Annotated in this window: 17 protein-coding genes; 10 read left to right on the top strand and 7 right to left on the bottom strand. The window is 53.8% G+C overall.

Translation table 11 applies throughout. From position 1 onward, the window contains the following. Window positions 1–113 precede the first annotated feature (113 nt). The 3 genes from K3T82_RS15470 to K3T82_RS15460 all read left to right on the top strand — a co-directional run bounded on the left by K3T82_RS15470 (window position 114) and on the right by K3T82_RS15460 (window position 2,967). On the top strand, window positions 114–851 hold the full coding sequence (locus K3T82_RS15470; protein WP_220194336.1) for a GNAT family N-acetyltransferase: 738 nt from the start codon (window positions 114–116) through the stop codon (window positions 849–851). Between the two features lie 213 nt (window positions 852–1,064). Continuing rightward, the gene (locus tag K3T82_RS49595; protein WP_220194335.1) at window positions 1,065–1,922 is read left to right on the top strand and encodes a DnaJ domain-containing protein; all 858 of its coding nucleotides are present in this window, start codon (window positions 1,065–1,067) and stop codon (window positions 1,920–1,922) included. A gap of 115 nt (window positions 1,923–2,037) precedes the next feature. Next, window positions 2,038–2,967 carry a dihydrodipicolinate synthase family protein gene (locus K3T82_RS15460; protein WP_220194334.1) on the top strand — a complete coding sequence of 310 codons (930 nt, stop codon included), beginning with the start codon at window positions 2,038–2,040 and terminating at the stop codon, window positions 2,965–2,967. A gap of 70 nt (window positions 2,968–3,037) precedes the next feature. Here the strand turns inward: K3T82_RS15460 and K3T82_RS15455 are convergent, their stop codons facing one another. Next, on the bottom strand, window positions 3,038–3,967 hold the full coding sequence (locus K3T82_RS15455) for an OadG family protein (RefSeq protein WP_220194333.1): 930 nt from the start codon (window positions 3,965–3,967) through the stop codon (window positions 3,038–3,040). Window positions 3,968–4,232: 265 nt separating this feature from the next. Here K3T82_RS15455 and K3T82_RS15450 point away from each other — a divergent pair, with 265 nt between their 5' ends. Next, complete coding sequence (locus K3T82_RS15450; protein ID WP_220194332.1) at window positions 4,233–6,416, top strand: sensor histidine kinase; 2,184 nt, start codon at window positions 4,233–4,235, stop codon at window positions 6,414–6,416. A 183-nt stretch (window positions 6,417–6,599) separates the two neighbouring features. Beyond that, window positions 6,600–7,082, top strand: coding sequence for a response regulator transcription factor (locus tag K3T82_RS15445; RefSeq protein WP_220194331.1), 483 nt, complete (start codon window positions 6,600–6,602; stop codon window positions 7,080–7,082). A 47-nt stretch (window positions 7,083–7,129) separates the two neighbouring features. Here the strand turns inward: K3T82_RS15445 and K3T82_RS15440 are convergent, their stop codons facing one another. From K3T82_RS15440 to K3T82_RS15420, 5 genes are all read right to left on the bottom strand, one after another. Beyond that, window positions 7,130–7,717, bottom strand: coding sequence for a zinc ribbon domain-containing protein (locus tag K3T82_RS15440; RefSeq protein WP_220194330.1), 588 nt, complete (start codon window positions 7,715–7,717; stop codon window positions 7,130–7,132). Continuing rightward, the gene (locus tag K3T82_RS15435; RefSeq protein ID WP_220194329.1) at window positions 7,699–8,283 is read right to left on the bottom strand and encodes a serine/threonine-protein kinase; all 585 of its coding nucleotides are present in this window, start codon (window positions 8,281–8,283) and stop codon (window positions 7,699–7,701) included. Before K3T82_RS15435 ends, K3T82_RS15440 begins: the two co-directional genes overlap by 19 nt. A gap of 145 nt (window positions 8,284–8,428) precedes the next feature. After that, the gene (locus K3T82_RS15430; RefSeq protein WP_220194328.1) at window positions 8,429–9,907 is read right to left on the bottom strand and encodes an FHA domain-containing protein; all 1,479 of its coding nucleotides are present in this window, start codon (window positions 9,905–9,907) and stop codon (window positions 8,429–8,431) included. A gap of 174 nt (window positions 9,908–10,081) precedes the next feature. Next, window positions 10,082–10,585: an FHA domain-containing protein gene (locus K3T82_RS15425; protein WP_220194327.1), complete on the bottom strand. Its 504-nt coding sequence runs from the start codon at window positions 10,583–10,585 to the stop codon at window positions 10,082–10,084. A gap of 23 nt (window positions 10,586–10,608) precedes the next feature. Continuing rightward, entirely contained in the window at window positions 10,609–11,274 is a 666-nt protein-coding gene (locus K3T82_RS15420) for a serine/threonine protein kinase (protein ID WP_220194326.1), read from the bottom strand. 1,097 nt (window positions 11,275–12,371) lie between these two features. Between K3T82_RS15420 and K3T82_RS49095 the strand changes: the two genes are divergently transcribed. The 4 genes from K3T82_RS49095 to K3T82_RS15400 all read left to right on the top strand — a co-directional run bounded on the left by K3T82_RS49095 (window position 12,372) and on the right by K3T82_RS15400 (window position 16,998). Then, on the top strand, window positions 12,372–12,785 hold the full coding sequence (locus K3T82_RS49095) for a phosphoenolpyruvate carboxylase (protein ID WP_220194325.1): 414 nt from the start codon (window positions 12,372–12,374) through the stop codon (window positions 12,783–12,785). Then, the gene (ppc, locus tag K3T82_RS15410) at window positions 12,782–15,265 is read left to right on the top strand and encodes a phosphoenolpyruvate carboxylase (protein ID WP_220194324.1); all 2,484 of its coding nucleotides are present in this window, start codon (window positions 12,782–12,784) and stop codon (window positions 15,263–15,265) included. The genes K3T82_RS49095 and ppc overlap by 4 nt, the downstream gene beginning before the upstream one ends. Before the next feature lie 181 nt (window positions 15,266–15,446). Beyond that, entirely contained in the window at window positions 15,447–15,803 is a 357-nt protein-coding gene (locus K3T82_RS15405) for a hypothetical protein (RefSeq protein ID WP_220194323.1), read from the top strand. A gap of 10 nt (window positions 15,804–15,813) precedes the next feature. Beyond that, window positions 15,814–16,998, top strand: coding sequence for an ISKra4 family transposase (locus K3T82_RS15400; protein WP_220194322.1), 1,185 nt, complete (start codon window positions 15,814–15,816; stop codon window positions 16,996–16,998). A gap of 118 nt (window positions 16,999–17,116) precedes the next feature. On the opposite strand, the gene K3T82_RS15395 is transcribed toward K3T82_RS15400, so the two are convergent. Next, window positions 17,117–17,380 (bottom strand): hypothetical protein, encoded by a 264-nt coding sequence (locus tag K3T82_RS15395; RefSeq protein WP_220194321.1) that lies wholly within the window; start codon window positions 17,378–17,380, stop codon window positions 17,117–17,119. A 163-nt stretch (window positions 17,381–17,543) separates the two neighbouring features. Here K3T82_RS15395 and K3T82_RS15390 point away from each other — a divergent pair, with 163 nt between their 5' ends. Further along, window positions 17,544–17,831 (top strand): hypothetical protein, encoded by a 288-nt coding sequence (locus tag K3T82_RS15390; protein WP_220194320.1) that lies wholly within the window; start codon window positions 17,544–17,546, stop codon window positions 17,829–17,831. The last annotated feature ends 5 nt before the right edge of the window (window positions 17,832–17,836 follow it).

Raw genomic sequence — 17,836 nt, 5'->3', positions numbered from 1 at the left:
CCCCTGGTGTTGGGGCGAGAGGGTAGGTCCATGTGGCTTACCCTCTCTTTGCTGCTTATCTTGCTCCGAAGCCCGACTACTCTGGCTTCAAGAGATTAATATGGAGTCCTTACATGTTCGCACGACGCATTGAAGAGGCTACTCTCAATAGCTGGCCCGCGCGCCAGCAGTTTCTATTTGATGGTTGGGTCATGCGCGCCTCCGAGGGTTATACCAAGAGAGCCAATTCCATTACACCGCTCTATCCCTCGACACTTCCCGCGCGAGAGAAGATCGCTACCTGTGTGCGCTTCTATGCGCACCAAGATCTACCAACAATCTTCCGCCTACCCTCTTTCGTCAAGGATAGCGCAGAACTTGATACCCTACTCGCTCAGCAAGGCTACCAGGAGCGAGACCTGACTCATGTCTTACACCGCACACTCGAACCAGCCCAGGAAGCAGCGTCCTCAGAGCTACGCCTACTCACGCTCTCAGAATGGCTCCCTCTCTTCTGCCATCTCAGCAATGTCAACCTTGAAGCTCATCAGCCTCATCGAGCGATATTAGAGCGTATCGCTTTCCCAACTCTTTACGCGGTCCTCTATGAAGACGAAACGCCCGTGGCATGCGGTCTGGGTGTGGTGGAGCATGAATACTGTGGCATCTTCGACATTGTGACGGCCTCAGCGCAGAGGCGGAAAGGTTATGCCACACGCCTCATCAATGGTATGCTGGCCCAGGCCAGTACACGAGGCGCGACCAGCACATTCTTACAATTAGTCGGAGGCAACCAGGCCGCGCAGCACCTCTACGCGAAGCTCGGCTTTAGCGAACTCTACCGTTATTGGTATCGTATCCAACCTTCATAGTGTGCTGCCAGACAAGCAGATGCGATGCTTTGGCTCGCCAACGCTGTACAACCTTTTCGAGCCTGCTCCGTTATAACATGTAGAGTAAGATTCGCTCATCTGAGCGTATCATTAAAACCCGAACATAGTTCATAAATCGAACTATGTTCGATAATTGTATTCGCGGCCCGCCTCTGCCAGGCTTGAACTCGACGGAACGGAACGCCAACATTTATGCAGCCGACGAAAGATTATTATACCATCCTGGGAATAACGCATACTGCAACTCAGGCTGAGATCAAGGCCGCCTTTAAGCGGCTCGCGCTCCAATATCATCCTGACCGCAATAAGAGCGCAGATGCCAATACCCACATGAGCGAGATCCTTGAAGCCTACCAAGTGCTCAACGATCCAGAGGAGCGCAAAGACTATGACGCCCTGCGCAAGTACAGCACCACCTCCACGACTACAACCAGTGGAGTACGCGGAACTGCAGGTCCATCTAAGTCAAGCAAACAGGAGATAACGCCACGCGCTCGCAGAGACCGCCAGCGCCACTACGCCTTCCCCACTTTTCGTACTGGCGAGACGCTCGCAGTAGATCTGGGTGATATGAACTATACACTCTCCTCCAAAGAAGCGCAGTCCCTGGTTGAGCAAGGACTGTTGCGTGGCGTAGCTCCACATCGCCCCTCAGACAAACAGTTCCACTGTCACCGCTGCCACCATACATGGAACGCGCATACAAGCGGTTTGCCCACCTCCTGCCCTAAATGCCATGCAGGCGATTGGTCTGAATATCTCTTGCTACGCTGTAGCCACTGCCATGCCATCTTCGAAAGCGAGCAGATCCGCAATGAGATTGGAGCATATACCTATAGCAATTCGCGTACTAGAAACGATGGACTCTGCCCACCTTATGAGCTCTTCCCCCTCTGTCCCTACTGCGCACAGGCGCAATGGTGTCCCGCCGAGAACTATCGTGTTGCCGCCATGCGCCGACATATGGAGACACAACGCATGCTCTGGATCAGCATCGCAATTGTATTAGCGGTTATCGCCGGAATCCTGATTCTAGGGCTGGGACGATAATGAGAAACTAATACCTCCATGCCGCTTGTAAGGCCAGATTGCTGTGTATGCTATAATGCCCATTATGAAAGTATTTACGTAACACATGCACATCGACAGAAACAGGAGGTCCAACATGCAATATATTTTATCCGGCGGCGTGTATCCTCCTCTCCCCACATTCTTTGATGAGCAGGAGAACCTGGATATCGCGACTCTTCAACTTCATATGCAAAACTTGCAAGAGAGCGGCATCGCAGGCTATGTCCTCTTGGGAAGCAATGGTGAATCCGTCCATGTTACACCTGAGGAGCGCTCACATCTCGTCCGAGCGGCAAAGGAAGTGACTGGCGATAGTGAGGATAGCATGCCCCTCATCGTAGGCTGTGGCGACCAGGGTACACGCACAACGATAGCTCATTGCCAGGCAGCAGCTAGCTGCGGAGCCAATATCGCGCTCATCCTTCCCCCTTTCTATTTTCGCAGCCAAATGGATTCTCAGGCGCTTCTGGCTCACTACCGAGCCATTGCCGAGAGCAGCCCGATCCCTATCCTGCTGTACAATATGCCCGCCAACGCAGCCAACCTTGATCTGAGCGCAGAGCTAATCTGCACACTCGCCGAGCATCCAAATGTTGTTGGGCTTAAGGAGAGCAGCGGCAATGTCGCGAAGATAGCCTATATTGTCTCAAAGACCGCGCCGAATTTCCGTGTCTTCGCGGGCAGCGCCAGTTTCTTGCTGCCCTCACTGGCGATAGGAGCGTTCGGCACCGTTGCCGCCCTGGCGAATCTTTTTCCGCATGAGGTCTGCCTTGTGCAAGCGCTCTTCGAGGCCGGGCAGATTGAGGAAGCTCGCACTCTCCAGGCACGCCTGATCCCCGCTAATACAGCCATCACCACAACCTACGGCGTTCCCGGCCTGAAAGTGGCTCTGGAACTGCTCAATGGCTACGGTGGCAGACCACGCATGCCTCTCCAACCCATCAATGAGCATGAACGTGGCACACTTGAGCGTATCCTTAACGCAACGCGCCTGGACGCCGAAACCGATACCCAACATGTCTAAGCATATAAAGAGGGGCAGGTGCTAACACGCCTGCCCCTCTTTATATGAGCCATTATAAGCCCCCAAGCACCTAACTGACAGTAAATTTCACCTTCTGAGCGAGTTGCTTATCACTACAGGACTTGGAACTGGCCCAGTAAATTTCAACATACCCCGGACCCGTGGCATGTGTAATGGAATATGAGTAAGCTGGAAGTGCGGTCCCATCTGAATCAAATTCATAATCAGAGAACTTCGCCGAATTCATGTACCACGACAGGCACACGGTTCCACTCTTACCAGGGTGCAACGCGAAAGCAACATATATCTTGTCCCCCACCTTGAACTTATCGCCTGGTTGGGTCACTTTCGCCGTCTTCTCATCTAACGCGTTCGCCATTTGCGCCTTATCAATATACTGGGAAGCGGGATAGTTAGCAGTCTCGGTCGGGGTCGCCGTCGGGGTCGCCGTCTCCTCTTCCGTTGGATCAGCGGTTGGCGTGGCATCGGTTGGCGTCTGCTGAGGAGCACTGGTCGCGGTCGGCTGCTGCGCCTGATTATTGGCTGAATTTGATGGTAGCGCCGAGGTCAGGATAAAGACCAGTATCAGAATAATAGCGCCCGCAAATACACAGAGGCCCGCAACAGTAAAAGCCAGGCGTGGAGAACGCGAGGGTGGGCGTCCAGGTCCTCCACCCATCGCAGGCCTCGCTCCATTGCCATAATCAGCGGATTGGAAACCGGACGGGGCCATGGATGGCGGGTAAGAGGGTCGCGCGCTCCCCCCAAAGGGCTGCTGACTCGCGCCAAAGGAGGAGGGATTCATCTGACCAGGATAACCATCCTGTCTACCAGGCGAGTTCCAGCTTCCCTGGCTTCCCTGGTCACCTGCCACTGGTGACCAGCCTGCCTGTTGCGGCATGCCAGCCCTTCCATCGCTTCCTTTATTCACCTCCGCGCCACAGCGTGGGCAGGTCGTGCGTGAAGGCGAGACGGGAAAGCCACAATTAACACATCTCATAATAAATATATTCCTCTCAATAGGCGGAGCCCATATATGAAAGCCTATTTATCAACATAAACGAGTCGCAACTATATTAGTAAACGTCAATACAAGCAAGTGGGAGTATTGGCAAGGCTGAATTACCTAACGTTCCCAGGCTCTAGCGAGCTCTCTACTTGACACTCATAGGTAGCCCCTTTACAATACATGCATTGACAATGAATGATCAATCCATACATCTTATCACTTCATAAGTTGAGTAGCGCAATCTAGGGACATTAACGTGACACAAGGCCCAAATGTAGAGCAGATATTGGCACCGCACTTACCCCGCCTGAGAATGAGTCTTCAATATGCATGGGATGGTGATCAGAGGGGAGAGGTGAAGAACGACGCCTGGCAACTCTTCCAGGCATTCACCAACGTGGAATGCGTTGACGAAGCAGCCCTGACAGCACACTTTGAGCGTGAGGGAAGTGAGCTTGTCAAGCGTGATGAGAAGCTTGATATCAGACTACAAGAGCTTCAGAAATTTGCGAGCGCCACGACAACCGAACTCCAGCATATCTTCCACGATAGGCCAGGGGAGCTTGTCTCAACTCTTGGGCGCTTCCATCAACTCCACTCTAGCAGCGCACTCGCGCTGACGCGTGGTTACCAGCATGTCGTTGAGCAACAAGCACTCAAAAGCAATAACCTGACTCAGGAGCTTGAACATCGCCTGCTGGCACTTCAACGCATCAATGGCTTCAGCAATTCGGCGATGGATCTGGATCAGACGCTTGAAAACACTGCCCAGGTTATCGCGGAAGAACTCGATGTTGAGCTCTGCTCCATCTTCTTCTACGATGAGCTTCAGCGTGTCTTAACATTGCGCGCCACTAACGGGCCACGCCCTCTCGGCGGTATGCATTTTATCCTCCGCCTCAGCGAAGGCTACAGCGGCTGGGTTGCCGATAAGGGGCGTCCTCTCCTCGTCAATGACGCGCTGAGTGATCCCAATTTCGCCTCAGAAGCGCGCGCCTATAGCACACCATACCAGGGCTTGATGGCTCTACCAATTATCTTTTTCGGCACCGCCGAGCGCCTCATCGGCGTCATCAGCGTTCAATCAAGCAAGCCACGTGAATTCACCCGTGATGAGATGAACTTCGTCGAAGTCATCGCGGGCATTGTGGCAATCAATATCGAGAATGGACGCCTCTATGAGCAAACAGACGAGCAATTGCGACGCAAGGTACACGAACTAGCCACCATTCACCGCGTCTCCTATATCATTGCCTCAACGCTCAACCTGAACGAGGTGCTCCAGATTATTACCACACAGGCCGTTCATCTCTCGGGAGCCGAGCGTTCTTGCATCTTCGAACTTGATCCCGACCGGCGACGTCTTCACGTCCTGGCGCACTATGGTCTCAACCCAGAACAGGCAGCTCACCTGCAAATAGGGGTAGGGCAGTGTTGCGCTGGACGAACCGTACAGACGGGACGCCCGAGCATGGCGGTTGACTGCTTCCACGCGGATGAGCATTGCTTCATTCACGATGATCCCACGCTCTCCTCGGAGATCCACTCAGTTCTCTGTGTCCCGCTCAAGGTGAAGCAAAAGGTGCTTGGCTGTATCTGCATCTACAGCAGCCATCGCCATCTGCTCAGCCCGGAACAGATGCAACTGGTCGTAACCTTCGCCAACGAGGCTGCTATCGCCATTGAGAACGCGCGTTTGTACGAAGAGACCCGCCACGGACTGGAACTTAAGTCAGTCTTGCTGCGTGAGCTGCACCACCGTGTCAAAAATAATCTGGCGACGGTCGCAGGCATTCTCTCGTTGCAGCGCCGCCGCACCAAATCATCCGATGTACGCCGCATCCTCTCCGAAAGCGTCAACCGCGTCCAGGGGCTTGCAGCCACACATGACCTGCTGGCACATGAAGACGTCAGTGAGGCACGTGTCGATGATATCGCGCGTAAGATCGTCGGGGTAGCCAATGCCAATTTGAGTCCTCCAGAAAAACGTATCTCATATCAGGTCGAGACCTGCCCTATTGTCATCCCCTCACGCGCGGTCACAATTCTGGCTCTGGTCATCAATGAAATGGTCTCGAATGCCATTAAGCACGGCATGGCCGATGTGACCCGTGGCACTATCATCATTCGTGGTTTTGAAGAGGGAGACGGAAACGTCGCCATCCAGGTACTCGACACAGGCAAAGGACCATCAAAGGAACATGAGGAACAGCCTGAAACTCCTGGCGAACTGAGCGACGGTCTAGGACTCTCGCTTATCCAGAACCTGATCGGCGACCTGGGAGGACGCTTTAGCCTGCGCCGAGAAGCGCTCCCACGGCTCACCAATGGCAGTACAGACAAGCAAGGCGAGGAAGAAGAGATCGTCGAATACACGATTTCCGAGGTACGCTTCCCGCTTGTACGCCGCTCACGCCCAACCTATGCCCTAAGCAGCTAACTCGACCGCATGGGGCAAATACGATCTCTTTTCGTATTGGTGGGAGGCCAGAAAACGGGAGCAGGAAGAACGAGCATGGAAAGCAATACTACCAGCTCCATTCCTGAGACGCATCACAGAGCAAATACGCACATTATCACCAACGATAGCTGTTCGGCGAAGAGCAGAGAATAGGTAAGCAAGATGCAAAATGAGGCTCACCACGCACATAGGATACTGGTCGTCGAAGATGAGGCAGCTATACAACAGGTACTCTGCTTCTTCTTACAGCATAATGGCTTTGAAACCCAGGCAGCCTACAATGGACAAGATGCTATCAATCTCATTCCTCGCTTCCGCCCCCACCTGATTATCCTGGATCTGGTAATGCGCCCTGTCTCCGGATGGGATGTGCTCCGCTGGCTACACGCACACCAGCCAGAGCCACCTATTCCAGTCCTGGTCATGAGTGCCCTGGTCAATCTAACAGACCAGATGCAGGGCTTTGAGCAAGGAGCCATCGAGTATATCACCAAGCCAACCCAACCCAGCATTATCGTCGAGCGAGTCCGCACTATTCTCGCGCTCGACCCACAACAACGCCTGATGCTTCAACATAAACGGCTCGATGAGCGACGCAAAACACTTGAGAATCTACGAGCCAACCAGGATAAAGAGCTACTCTAAGGCTCTTTATCCACGTCAGAGCCCCTCGCACTCCGCAGAGGACCCAATCACATGGGCACGGCCAGGGGCTTTCCACACGTAGAGCAGAAACGGTTATTGGCCGGATTGTATGCACCACATGTGGGGCACGGATTCATAGGCGTACCACAGCGAGTGCAGAAGCGCATATTTGGTTTATTGAGATGCTGACAATAATGACAAGGATAGAGAGGAGCCTGGCGATTTTCCGCCGCCGAAGGCTGAGGATACTGCCGATTATTGACATATCCGGGAACAGGCTGCGCCGGAGGATAGAAAGGCGCGGCGGGGGCACTAGTGTGTGGGGGTGGGTAGACGGGCGTGCGTGAGGCAGCTTCAACCGCACTCAAAGCCTGATTCATCGCGTCAGCCATATCACTCGCGCGCTGATAGCGCTGCTGCGGATTCTTCATCAGCGCCGTGAGAATGACATGCTCGACCGGAGCTGGAATGGCCGGATTAATTGAAGTGGGACGTGGTGGAGCCTCATAGATATGACTATGCGCCAGCGCTGGATAGTTATCACCACGAAAAGGGGTATACCCGGTGAGGGCCTCAAAGAGCATTACCCCCAAAGCATAGATGTCGGCACGTCCATCTACCGCTCCCCCTGACACTGCTCTGGTGACATATACTCAGGTGTGCCAACGCCCGCGCCTGGACGCGTCAGATTGCTCTGCGTCACGGCTACCACCTTGGCGATTCCGAAATCTGAAAGGATCGGTCGTTCGGCATCCATCAACACATTCACCGGCTTCACATCGCGATGGATAATGCCCTGCTCATGAGCGTATGAAATCGCGCTGGCAATCTGGGTAAAGATTGGGATAGCCTCAACGGCATCCATAACCTGCCCCATGCCCTGCAATGCGTCCAGGCGATTCTTCAGGGTGCCGCCCGTTACCAGTTGCATGACGATGTAGAGATGCCCATTGAATTCACTGGCATCGTGCACTGTTACGATATTGGGATGAGAAAGGCGGGCAACCAGCTTTGCTTCCAGGTTAAAGCGCTCCACAAAACTGCGGTCAGCGGCATACCAGGGTGGAAGTACCTTAATCGCGACCTCACGATCAAGATTCTCCTGGAATCCTTTATAGACCCGCGCCATACCTCCCTGCCCAAGCTTGGCGAGAATACGATAGTTGCCAAGCATTGTTCCAATGAGATCGTCTTGCTCCATGCTATTAAGATGCCACGTAGGGGCTAATGCTACTTCTTCAGGAGTAGACACGTAGTGCCTACGTGGCAGTATTCACGTTCCTTCTCTAAATTTGCGTACAACTACAACGTATCACGTTTGGTCCTATCACGCAATAGGAGCATGACTAACGCCTACCAAAGACCAGGACGGTTTGACCAAGCTGAATGCGATCACCCTCCTGAAGCTGGTATGTCTGATACTTGTTGACCAGTTGACCATTGACTTTCGTACCGTTAGCGCTCCCCTCATCCTTCAACGCGTAGTTCCCATTACCCATATTCACGACTGAGGCATGAAGACGGGAGACAGCCAGGTCTTCCAGGAAGATATCGCTCTCGCGGCTACGCCCAATGCTCAGGCTCTCCTTCCGCACCTCGTAGATACGGCCAGGCTCTTTACCCTCTTCAACCCTCACAAGACCTACGCCTCCAGCAGGTGCCCCATTGGGACGGAGGACCGTCTTGTCAGCGTCTGAGGCAAACATGGTCTGATCCTGCTGCATTCCAGGTGTGTTCACGCCACCCTGTTGCCAGGAGGGAGCACTAGCCGATTGCGCGCCAAAGCCTGCCTGCGGCTGTGCACCGAAGGCACCTTGAGGCTGATTCCAGGAGGGGTTAGAGCCACTAAATGAGGCTGGTCCCTGTTGTTGAGGAGCTTGAGCGCCCCAGGGCTGATTAGACTGCTGCTGCTGGGACTGCTGTCCCCAGGGCTCTTGCGTCGCGGCTGGCGCGTCCCATGAAGGCTGCGAACCGTTACCGCCTGTAGAGCCCCACTGGTTCGCCTGCGCCGCGCTTGATGCACCCCAGCTCCCCTGCTGTTGCTGCTGAGAAGCCGCGTCCCAACTCTGTTGAGGTGAGGAACCACCCGCTCGCTGGGTCGCTTCCCAACCACTTGGCTGCTGCTGCTGTTGAGGCTGTTGCGCCGCGTTTGACGCGCCCCAACCAGCTTGCTGCTGAGACTGCTGCGCCGCATCAGGAGCCCCCCAGGCGGCACCTTGTTGCTGCTGCTGGGGCTGATTCCACGCATTGTTATCGCCGTTCTGCGCACCCCAACCGCCTTGCTGTTGCTGCTGAGAAGCCGCGTCCCAACTCTGTTGAGGTGAGGAACCACCCGCTCGTTGGGTCGCTTCCCAACCACTTGGCTGTTGCTGCTGTTGAGGCTGCTGCGCCGCGCTTGACGCGCCCCAACCTGCTTGCTGCTGAGACTGCTGTGCCGCATCAGGAGTCCCCCAGGCAGCACCTTGTTGCTGCTGCTGGGGCTGCTGTCCCCAGCCTCCCTGCTGCTGGGGCTGCTGGTTCCACGCATTGTTATCTCCACCCTGTGCGCCCCAGCCACCCTGTTGCTGCTGCTGCTGAGGTTGCCCCCAGGCGGCACCTTGTTGCTGCTGCTGGGGCTGCTGTCCCCAGCCTCCCTGCTGAGCCTGGCCTTGCCAATCATTAGCATTAGCATTAGCCGCCTCTGCCTTCTTTTTGCCGCTGCTGCGGAAGAGAAGGAAGGCCGCGATCAAGATAACAATCGCCAGGACAAGGCCAGCAATTACAAGTATTGGCATAGATACGGGCAAACCAGCCCCTAGTACAAAAATCTGCATGGCTTCTTTCATATCTTCACCCCTCTGACCGTAGGGGCGGCAGGAACTGTTTCTCCGCTACTGGGAGCCAGACAATCCTCCTGTCGCGAACGACTGCCACCCGATCTGAGTCGGGCGTCCATATGGACACCCCTACTGTTACGTAGACGCGGCGCACGGCCTATCTCGCCAACATGCACACATTGCCTATCGTAATTCAAAGCGTACCTCAACATTGCCAAAACGGAGAATATCGCCGTCTTTTAGCTTATGTTCCTCATGCGGCTCGAGAGTCTCTCCGTTCAGACGAGTCTTATTCAGCGCGTTGAGATCCTCTACCGTATACGTTCCCTGCTGTTTACGCAAGTACGCATGCCGTCGCCCAACTGTTTTGTGTTCCAAATCGATATCAGGATATATATGCAGTTGTGGGTCCTGTCGCCCCACCACAAGCAAGTCGCCTCTCAAGGTGTGCTCTCGCCCACTGGAAACCGCAACCAACCGCCACTCTTTAGGTGAAGGTGGCGCTGGCACCGGACCAGGAGTACGGCCATTCCCCCCCACCTGTAAACGCTCTAACAATTTGTCCAGCGCCGCGATAAAGTCCTGTGGCGTTGGATAACGATCGTCTGGCTTCTTCGCCAGCGACTTTTGCATAAAGAGGTCAGCCTCTTGAGGCAAATCGGGGCGCAGGCGGCAGATGGAAGGCACCTTATCATTGATCTGCTTGATTACTATATCGACGGCAGTGTCACCTTGAAAGGGGGACGACCGGTCAGCATTTCAAATAAGACAGCCGCGATGGAGTAAAGATCAGAACGTGTGTCCGCCGAACGGCTGCTTTCAGCCTGCTCAGGTGAAATATAGTTAGCGGTCCCCATAAAGACATTTGACTGGGTGAGAGTAACCGTTTCTCGGCCACGTGCTAATCCGAAATCTGTAATCTTCACAATATTGCCCGTATTGACAAGGATGTTTTGCGGTTTGATATCGCGATGCACAACACCCTGTTTATGTGCTGTGCAAAGCCCTTCAGCAATCTGGCGTGCATAGCCAATCGCGCGGGCTGGATCCATTAGGCCATCATTGATCATATAATACTTCAAATTCTGACCATCAATGTAATCCATCACGATATAATGCATGTTCCCATCATTGCCGTAATCAAAGATACGCACAATATGAGGATCATTCAAGTGCAAAAGAATGTGGGCCTCTCTCTGGAAACGTGCCAGCAGGTCTTCGTCACTCGAGAGATCCAGGTGCATGACCTTGACGGCATAAATATGATTGTTCTTGAGGTCACGAGCAACGTAAACAGTGGCAAAACTGCCTCGTCCCCGTTCATCAATAAGTTTGTAGCGATCCCTAATAATATGACCAATCATGTCGCCGTTCATCGGCATGGCTCCTCGTCAATCAGCTAACATTAGCGGCTTCATTATACACCATCCACTTACGCATGTCATATGGATGCGACGTGGAGACCTGGAGGTAACGACAAAACCCTTTTCGTATCCCGCCTCCCTCAAGATACGATGTCTTCTGAATGCGTATTCTACCATATCAGCCTTCAGAAACACTCCATTGTAGGACTCCAGTCTCACAATGGCAGGCCGCACTTTCTTTTCTATGCCATGCGCTATTAGCATAGACTCCTGAAGGATAGGCATAAATAAAGGCAATCGCTCCTTCTCCGTGAAATAAACGTGTATAAATACAATCTCCCGTAATAGAAACGGATGAGGGGATGATGAAGTTGTGCCATTTTTAAGCAATTTTCCAACCCATCTCCCAACCAGACAAAAAATAGGGGAGTCCCGCTGTAAGGACTCCCCTATCAAATGGATGCTACTCATGGGACACTAGCTATGTGACTGCACGGTGCTAGCCGCCAGATACACACGCCTTTGACAACATGCCGAGGAAGAACGCCGGATAGACACTGCTTCACTATCACCCTTGCGGGCTTCCATGCGCTCCTTGTGCCAATATGCCAGAAAGCTATGCCTCTTTCAAGGCCACTCGTCTCCGAGCCAGAGTTACCCTTGTGACTGAAGGGCTACTCCTATCAATGCATATCTCCTTTGATATACACGCTTTGTACGTTTTCCACAAAAACGTAACCTTTCGCCTACCTGATCTTAGTATAAATTACGTCCTCTACTTTCTAAATGGACATTTTGCGAGAAGTTCAGCTCCAGTTCATTGTGCAATATGCACAATGAACATTCACATCTATACCAGAATATGCGTCACCAAATCATTTTCATCTATACAATCCCGAATTCTGCTGTACACTTTATACATATTTCCAGGCCAATACGGCGAGCCCTCAATCAATGGGGCAAGGATGGTTAACTGCGATGAAGGCCGCCAGCATAGCTAGCCCTGACAGGAGTCTTGTGTATGATAGAATGAGGAGAGGCACAACGAAGAGCCAGTCAGTCTGTGGCAATGGAGGCCGCGCAACAACTTTAATTGGAAGATGTGCCATATGCTAGAACAAGAAACGCGCCGTGAGAAAGATGCTCCCCTGCGCTATGATATTCGCACGCTTGGGGATGCACTAGGTCAGGCCATCAAGCGCTATGGTGGGCATGCTGTGTTCGATACGGTCGAACGGCTACGCATCTCCTGTAAACGCTTGCGCGAATGCGCCGATCTTCTTACCCATACAAACGACGAGCAGGAGAAAGCGCGGCTCCTGACGGAAACCCAGGAACTCGATCAAGAGATCGCTCGCATCATCGCACAATGCGACCTGGATACCGCTATTGACGTTATTCGTGCTTTTACTGTTTATTTCCACCTGGTCAATACCGCCGAACAATATCATCGTATCCGCCGCAATCTGGCGCATGAGGCCAATCACGCCCATACCCCCAGCGCGGTTCACTGGCGGCTTTGATCGCTTTCTTTCAAGAGAAAGGCATTACGCCCGATCAGCTTCAGCATCTATTGGATGAGATGTCTATTGAGCTAGTCTTTACCGCACACCCAACTGAAGCCACACGCCGCAGCTTAATTACCAAATCTAACCGCATCGCGGGCTTACTAGAATCTCGCGATAACGATCTCCTCAAGACGCCACGCCAGCGCGCTCAATGGCAACGCAGTCTGGAGAGCACTATTGATCTCCTCTGGCGTACCGATGCCATTCGCCGCGTTCGCCAGCAACCCATTGATGAGATCAAAATGGGCATTTACTATCTGGATGAAGTGCTTTACAAAGCGCTGCCCGATCTCTACGCTGAGTTTGAAGAGCTCCTCGCCGAGCACTATCCTACCCTGCATGTACCGCCATTCCTACGCCTGGGTTCATGGATCGGCGGTGACCAGGACGGCAATCCTTTCGTTGGCGCTGATACAATGCATACCGCGCTCCGCCTCCAGCGTGAGCATATCATCAATCATTATCGCGATACCATTGAACTCCTGGCTCAGGAATATTCGCAGTCTTTGACACATGCTCATATCACACCTGAGCTACAGGCGGCAATCGAACGTGATGCCCACCTCTTGCCCGAGTATGACCGCGAACTAGGCCCCCAGACCACTCTGGAACCCTATCGTCGTAAGCTCTCCTTCATGTGGAAGCGCCTGGGCGCGACCCTGACTCCTCCTACATCAACCGAGCCATATACACAGACGTTCGCGCCTTTGTCTCGGCATGAAGAACCCTCTTCTTCTATCGCCTTTCAAAATGCTCAGGAGCTACTCGCGGATCTTATCCTGGTACGCGATAGTCTGCTAGCAGGCGGCGAGACTGAGTTAGCGCATGGTCTGCTGACGCGACTCATTCGTCAGGTGGAGGTCTTTGGCTTCTATTTCGTCTCCCTGGATGTGCGCCAGCATAGCGAGCGCCATGCCCAGGCCCTCGCCGAATTGTTGAGTACCACTGGGCTCTGCAAAGATTATCGCGCGTTGGATGAGGAGCAGCGCCTGAATATTCTCAACAATCTGCTCGGTGATCCGCGTGTGCTCACGCGCCCAGGTCTCCAACTCAGCCCTGAAACCTGGCATATCCTGCATACCTTTCAGGCTATTCGTCAGGCACGCGATGAGTATGGCAAGAAGGCCGTAAGCTGCTACATTATCAGCATGACCAGCAGCCTGAGCGACCTGCTTGAGGTTCAATTCTTCTGCAAAGAATTCGGTCTCAACGATTTACCTATTGTGCCACTCTTTGAAACCATCGCGGACCTGCACAATTGCACCAACGTTTTAGGGCATGCCTTTACCCATCCGGCCTATAGTGCCTATTTGGAACAGTGCCAGCGCCAGCAGCAGGTCATGCTGGGGTATTCCGATAGTAGCAAGGACGGTGGTATCCTGACCTCCGGCTGGGAGCTCTATGAGGCCCAGCTTCGCCTCGCGGCGCTAGGAAAGGAACATCAGGTTGGAATCACCCTCTTCCATGGACGCGGCGGTGCCATTGGACGCGGCGGTGGCCCTATCTATGAGGCTATCCTTGGGCAGCCAGCAGGCACGGTGAACGGGCATATCCGCATTACTGAGCAGGGTGAGATGCTCTCCTTTAAGTATGGTCTGCACGATATCGCCATTCGCAACATGGAACTGGTCGTTACAGGTGTTGCCCGTTCCAGTATCCCAGGCGAGTACGACAACGAGGTTCCTCAGGAGTGGCGCGATATCATGCGCGACCTCTCCGCCAGCGCTCACGAGCGTTATCGCTCTCTCATCTATGGCGATTCTTCCTTCATCAGTTTCTTTGAGCAGGCCACACCCATCTCAGAGATTGGGTGGCTGAACATTGGCTCGCGTCCCGCGCGCCGCACGAAGAATCGTGCTATCGAAGACCTGCGCGCCATTCCCTGGGTCTTCTCCTGGATGCAAAGCCGCTATGTGCTCCCAAGCTGGTATGGCGTTGGTAGCGCGTTAGAGGCATACATCGATGAGCATCCCGAACGCCTGGAACAGCTTCAACGGATGTACCAGCGCTGGCCCTTCCTGCGCGCCTTCCTCGACAACCTGCAAATGACGCTCTCCAAAGCGGATATGCATATCGCACAGCGCTACGCCTCGCTTGTTGAGGATCAAGCCCTCCGCCAACGCATCTCAAAGCAGATCCAGGAAGAATATGATCGCACACGTGCTCTCGTCGTCCGTATCGTGGGCGGACAAGATCTGCTGGATACCTCTCGCGTGCTGCAAGAGTCGATCCGACGACGCAATCCCTATGTCGATCCATTGAGCTATTTCCAGGTTACTCTCCTACAGCGCCTACGTGCTCTCGGAGGCCCCCTCATGCTCGATAAAGACGAAGAGGCGGAGGCTAGCGCGGAGCAACAAGAGCGCGCACGCCTTACCTACGCCGTTCTACTTACCGTCAACGGTATCGCCGCTGGCGTACGCAACACGGGCTAGGCGCGTCTCCCAGCAGCTTCCAGGCCTTTCAAATGAGTGAAGGTCAGAAGCGGCAGAGTGTCTACCATCTCTCACACAGATATAGGCACTCTGCCCACCATGGGTGTAATTCAGATTTTTGCAAAAAGACAAAGATGGTACACTGAGGAGGAGACAAGCGAGAGAAAAGAGAGGAGAGGGTATGAAGCAGCAAGAGGACGATCAGCAATGGGAGCAAAGAAGCCAGCAGGTAGCCAAGAGTATGCAAGAGTGGCGGCTTGCCCATCCCCAAGCGACCTTAGCCGACATCGAGGAGGCGGTTGACCAACAGATGAACGAGCTACGAGCGAGAATGATCGAGGATCTCGCTCAAGCCAACCAAGCAGACCAAGGAACCGGTCGGAGTAAGCCGGTGGCCTGTCCAGAGTGTGGGAAACGGATGCAAGTGCGTGGCAAGCGAGAGCGCCGACTGCAAACGCAAGGAGGACAAGAAGTCACCCTGATTCGTGAGTATCAGAGCTGCCCTCATTGTGGGTACAGCTTTTTTCCCCCTCGATGAGCTCTTGGACTTGCCTCAAACAGGTTTGATGCCCCATGCCCATCAAAGCCTGGTTCGGTTGGGAGCCCGTCTTCCTTTTGAGGAAGCGGCCAGTGAACTGCATGCCTTGTTGGGGATCCAGGTCAGCGACTCGCTGGTGCGTCGGCAGACCTTACAAGCAGGAGCCAGAGTCCTGGTCATGCAAACCGAGCAAGCCAGCGCGGCCTGCGCCCTGGTCGGGGAAGGCACAGAGCCTGTGGCTTGCCGTCTGGCAATGAGTGGAGATGGAGCCATGGTTCCCCTACGAGGAGGATGTTGGGCAGAAGTCAAAACGGTGGTCATTGCAGAGGTCCTCCCTGCACACACACGCCATCAAGATGCGACGGACAAACGAACCATCAACCACTCCTGCTTTTCGCGGCTGGCAGATGCAACCACCTTTGCCGACCTGGCATCAGTGGAGATCACACGGCGAGGCATTGAGAGAGCCGCAGCGGTCTGTGCGGTGCAAGATGGAGCCGAATGGCTTCAAGGCTTTGTGGATGGGCATCGCTTCGATGCCGTGCGGATTTTAGATTTTGCCCATGCAGCCGAGTATCTGGGTCGGATCGCCGAACAAGGGGAATTGGCAGGTCAGCATGTGCCCAAAGGCTGGCTAAGAGCCATGCTTCATGAGCTCAAACATCATGGGCCAGAGCGCATCATGAAGCATATGGCGTGGTGGCAAGAACACCGCCCCTTGCCTGCGGTCAGCGATGCGGTGCGTTATTTTGGCAAGCGCCTTCCTCAGATGCAGTATCAAGAGTTCCAAACCCAAGGCTGGCCCATTGGCTCAGGCATGGTGGAAAGCGCCAACAAGCGAGTCATGCAGGCGCGGCTCAAACGAGCAGGCATGCATTGGGAGCCCGCCAACGTGAATCCTCTGCTAGCTTTACGCGATGCCCTGTGTAATCACCGCTGGGAAGAAGTCTGGGACCAGCAACATCAGCGACAAAGAGAAGAGCATCATGCCCGACGAGTGCAGCGCAGCCAGCGGCGACGAGCACAACTGGAACAGGTGCTGGAGGAACAGCTTATCGAGATCTTGCTGCTGTCGGCGCGTGGAAAGGCGAAGGCGCAACAGACTCCCCACAAAGGGAGAACCGAAGGCCAAAAGCGCTGGGGACGCATGACCTTTTCTCGCAAGGCGCTTCCAAACCGATTTGCAAAAATGTGAATCACACCCGCCCACCATGACTCCATTGACATTTCGCAACTGGGCTTGTATCATAGCTATCAATTACTATCACAAGCTATCTATGATGATATATAGCTATCACGATATAGTATGATTATCATAGATGATTAGTCTGACCCGCGTTGAGCGAAAGAAGTACAGAAGCAGCAGCCAACAGCGATCCGATGCAGAGTGGAAGTTCGGAACGGCAGAGCACTCCTCGAACGCCTTCGTGAGCGGTCGACCGAAGAAAATCGTTCGCAGCCATGCGAGAGGTAAGTAGGTTGAGTGGATGGTTACCACGCGGCACATAACCAGAAAAGTGGTCTTTCAAGGCTTCGCTACATCGTCGTAGGGCGGTGAGTGCTCCATCGTTGCTCACAGCCATTTCGAAGGAAAGACAAATAGGGTGGCACCACGGGTGTATTCAAGGGGTTTCCTTACACACTCGTCCCTTCTTCAAATGTGACGGAAGGGGCAGGTTATCGGCAAGGATCACCGCTACTCCTTCCAGACAAGCTTTCAGTTTGAAGGAGTTACGCACGATGGTATACAACCAGCAGACCTATTCTATCCAGGCAAGCGCCGATCAGAACGCGCTGGCACTCCACAAAGCCAGCTCTGTAGATATACCCCAGAGACAAATGCTTGCTCTCGCCTTCGCTGGTGAATACAAAACTTCCACCATATCAGGCCAATTTTCATTACACCGCGACCTCGAACGATCCAATCTACCTGATGCATCCGCCCCAACCATATCTCTGCGCGGCCTTCCATATGAGGTAATCATATGCAGTGAGCATCTGGCAGATAATACCCAGGAAGGACGATAAGCAAC

The sequence above is a fragment of the Ktedonospora formicarum genome (assembly GCF_016587355.1).
GTDB lineage: Bacteria > Chloroflexota > Ktedonobacteria > Ktedonobacterales > Ktedonobacteraceae > Ktedonobacter > Ktedonobacter formicarum.
The sequence above is the reverse complement of the archived record's forward strand: the minus strand, read 5'-3'. Positions and strand labels throughout refer to the sequence as shown.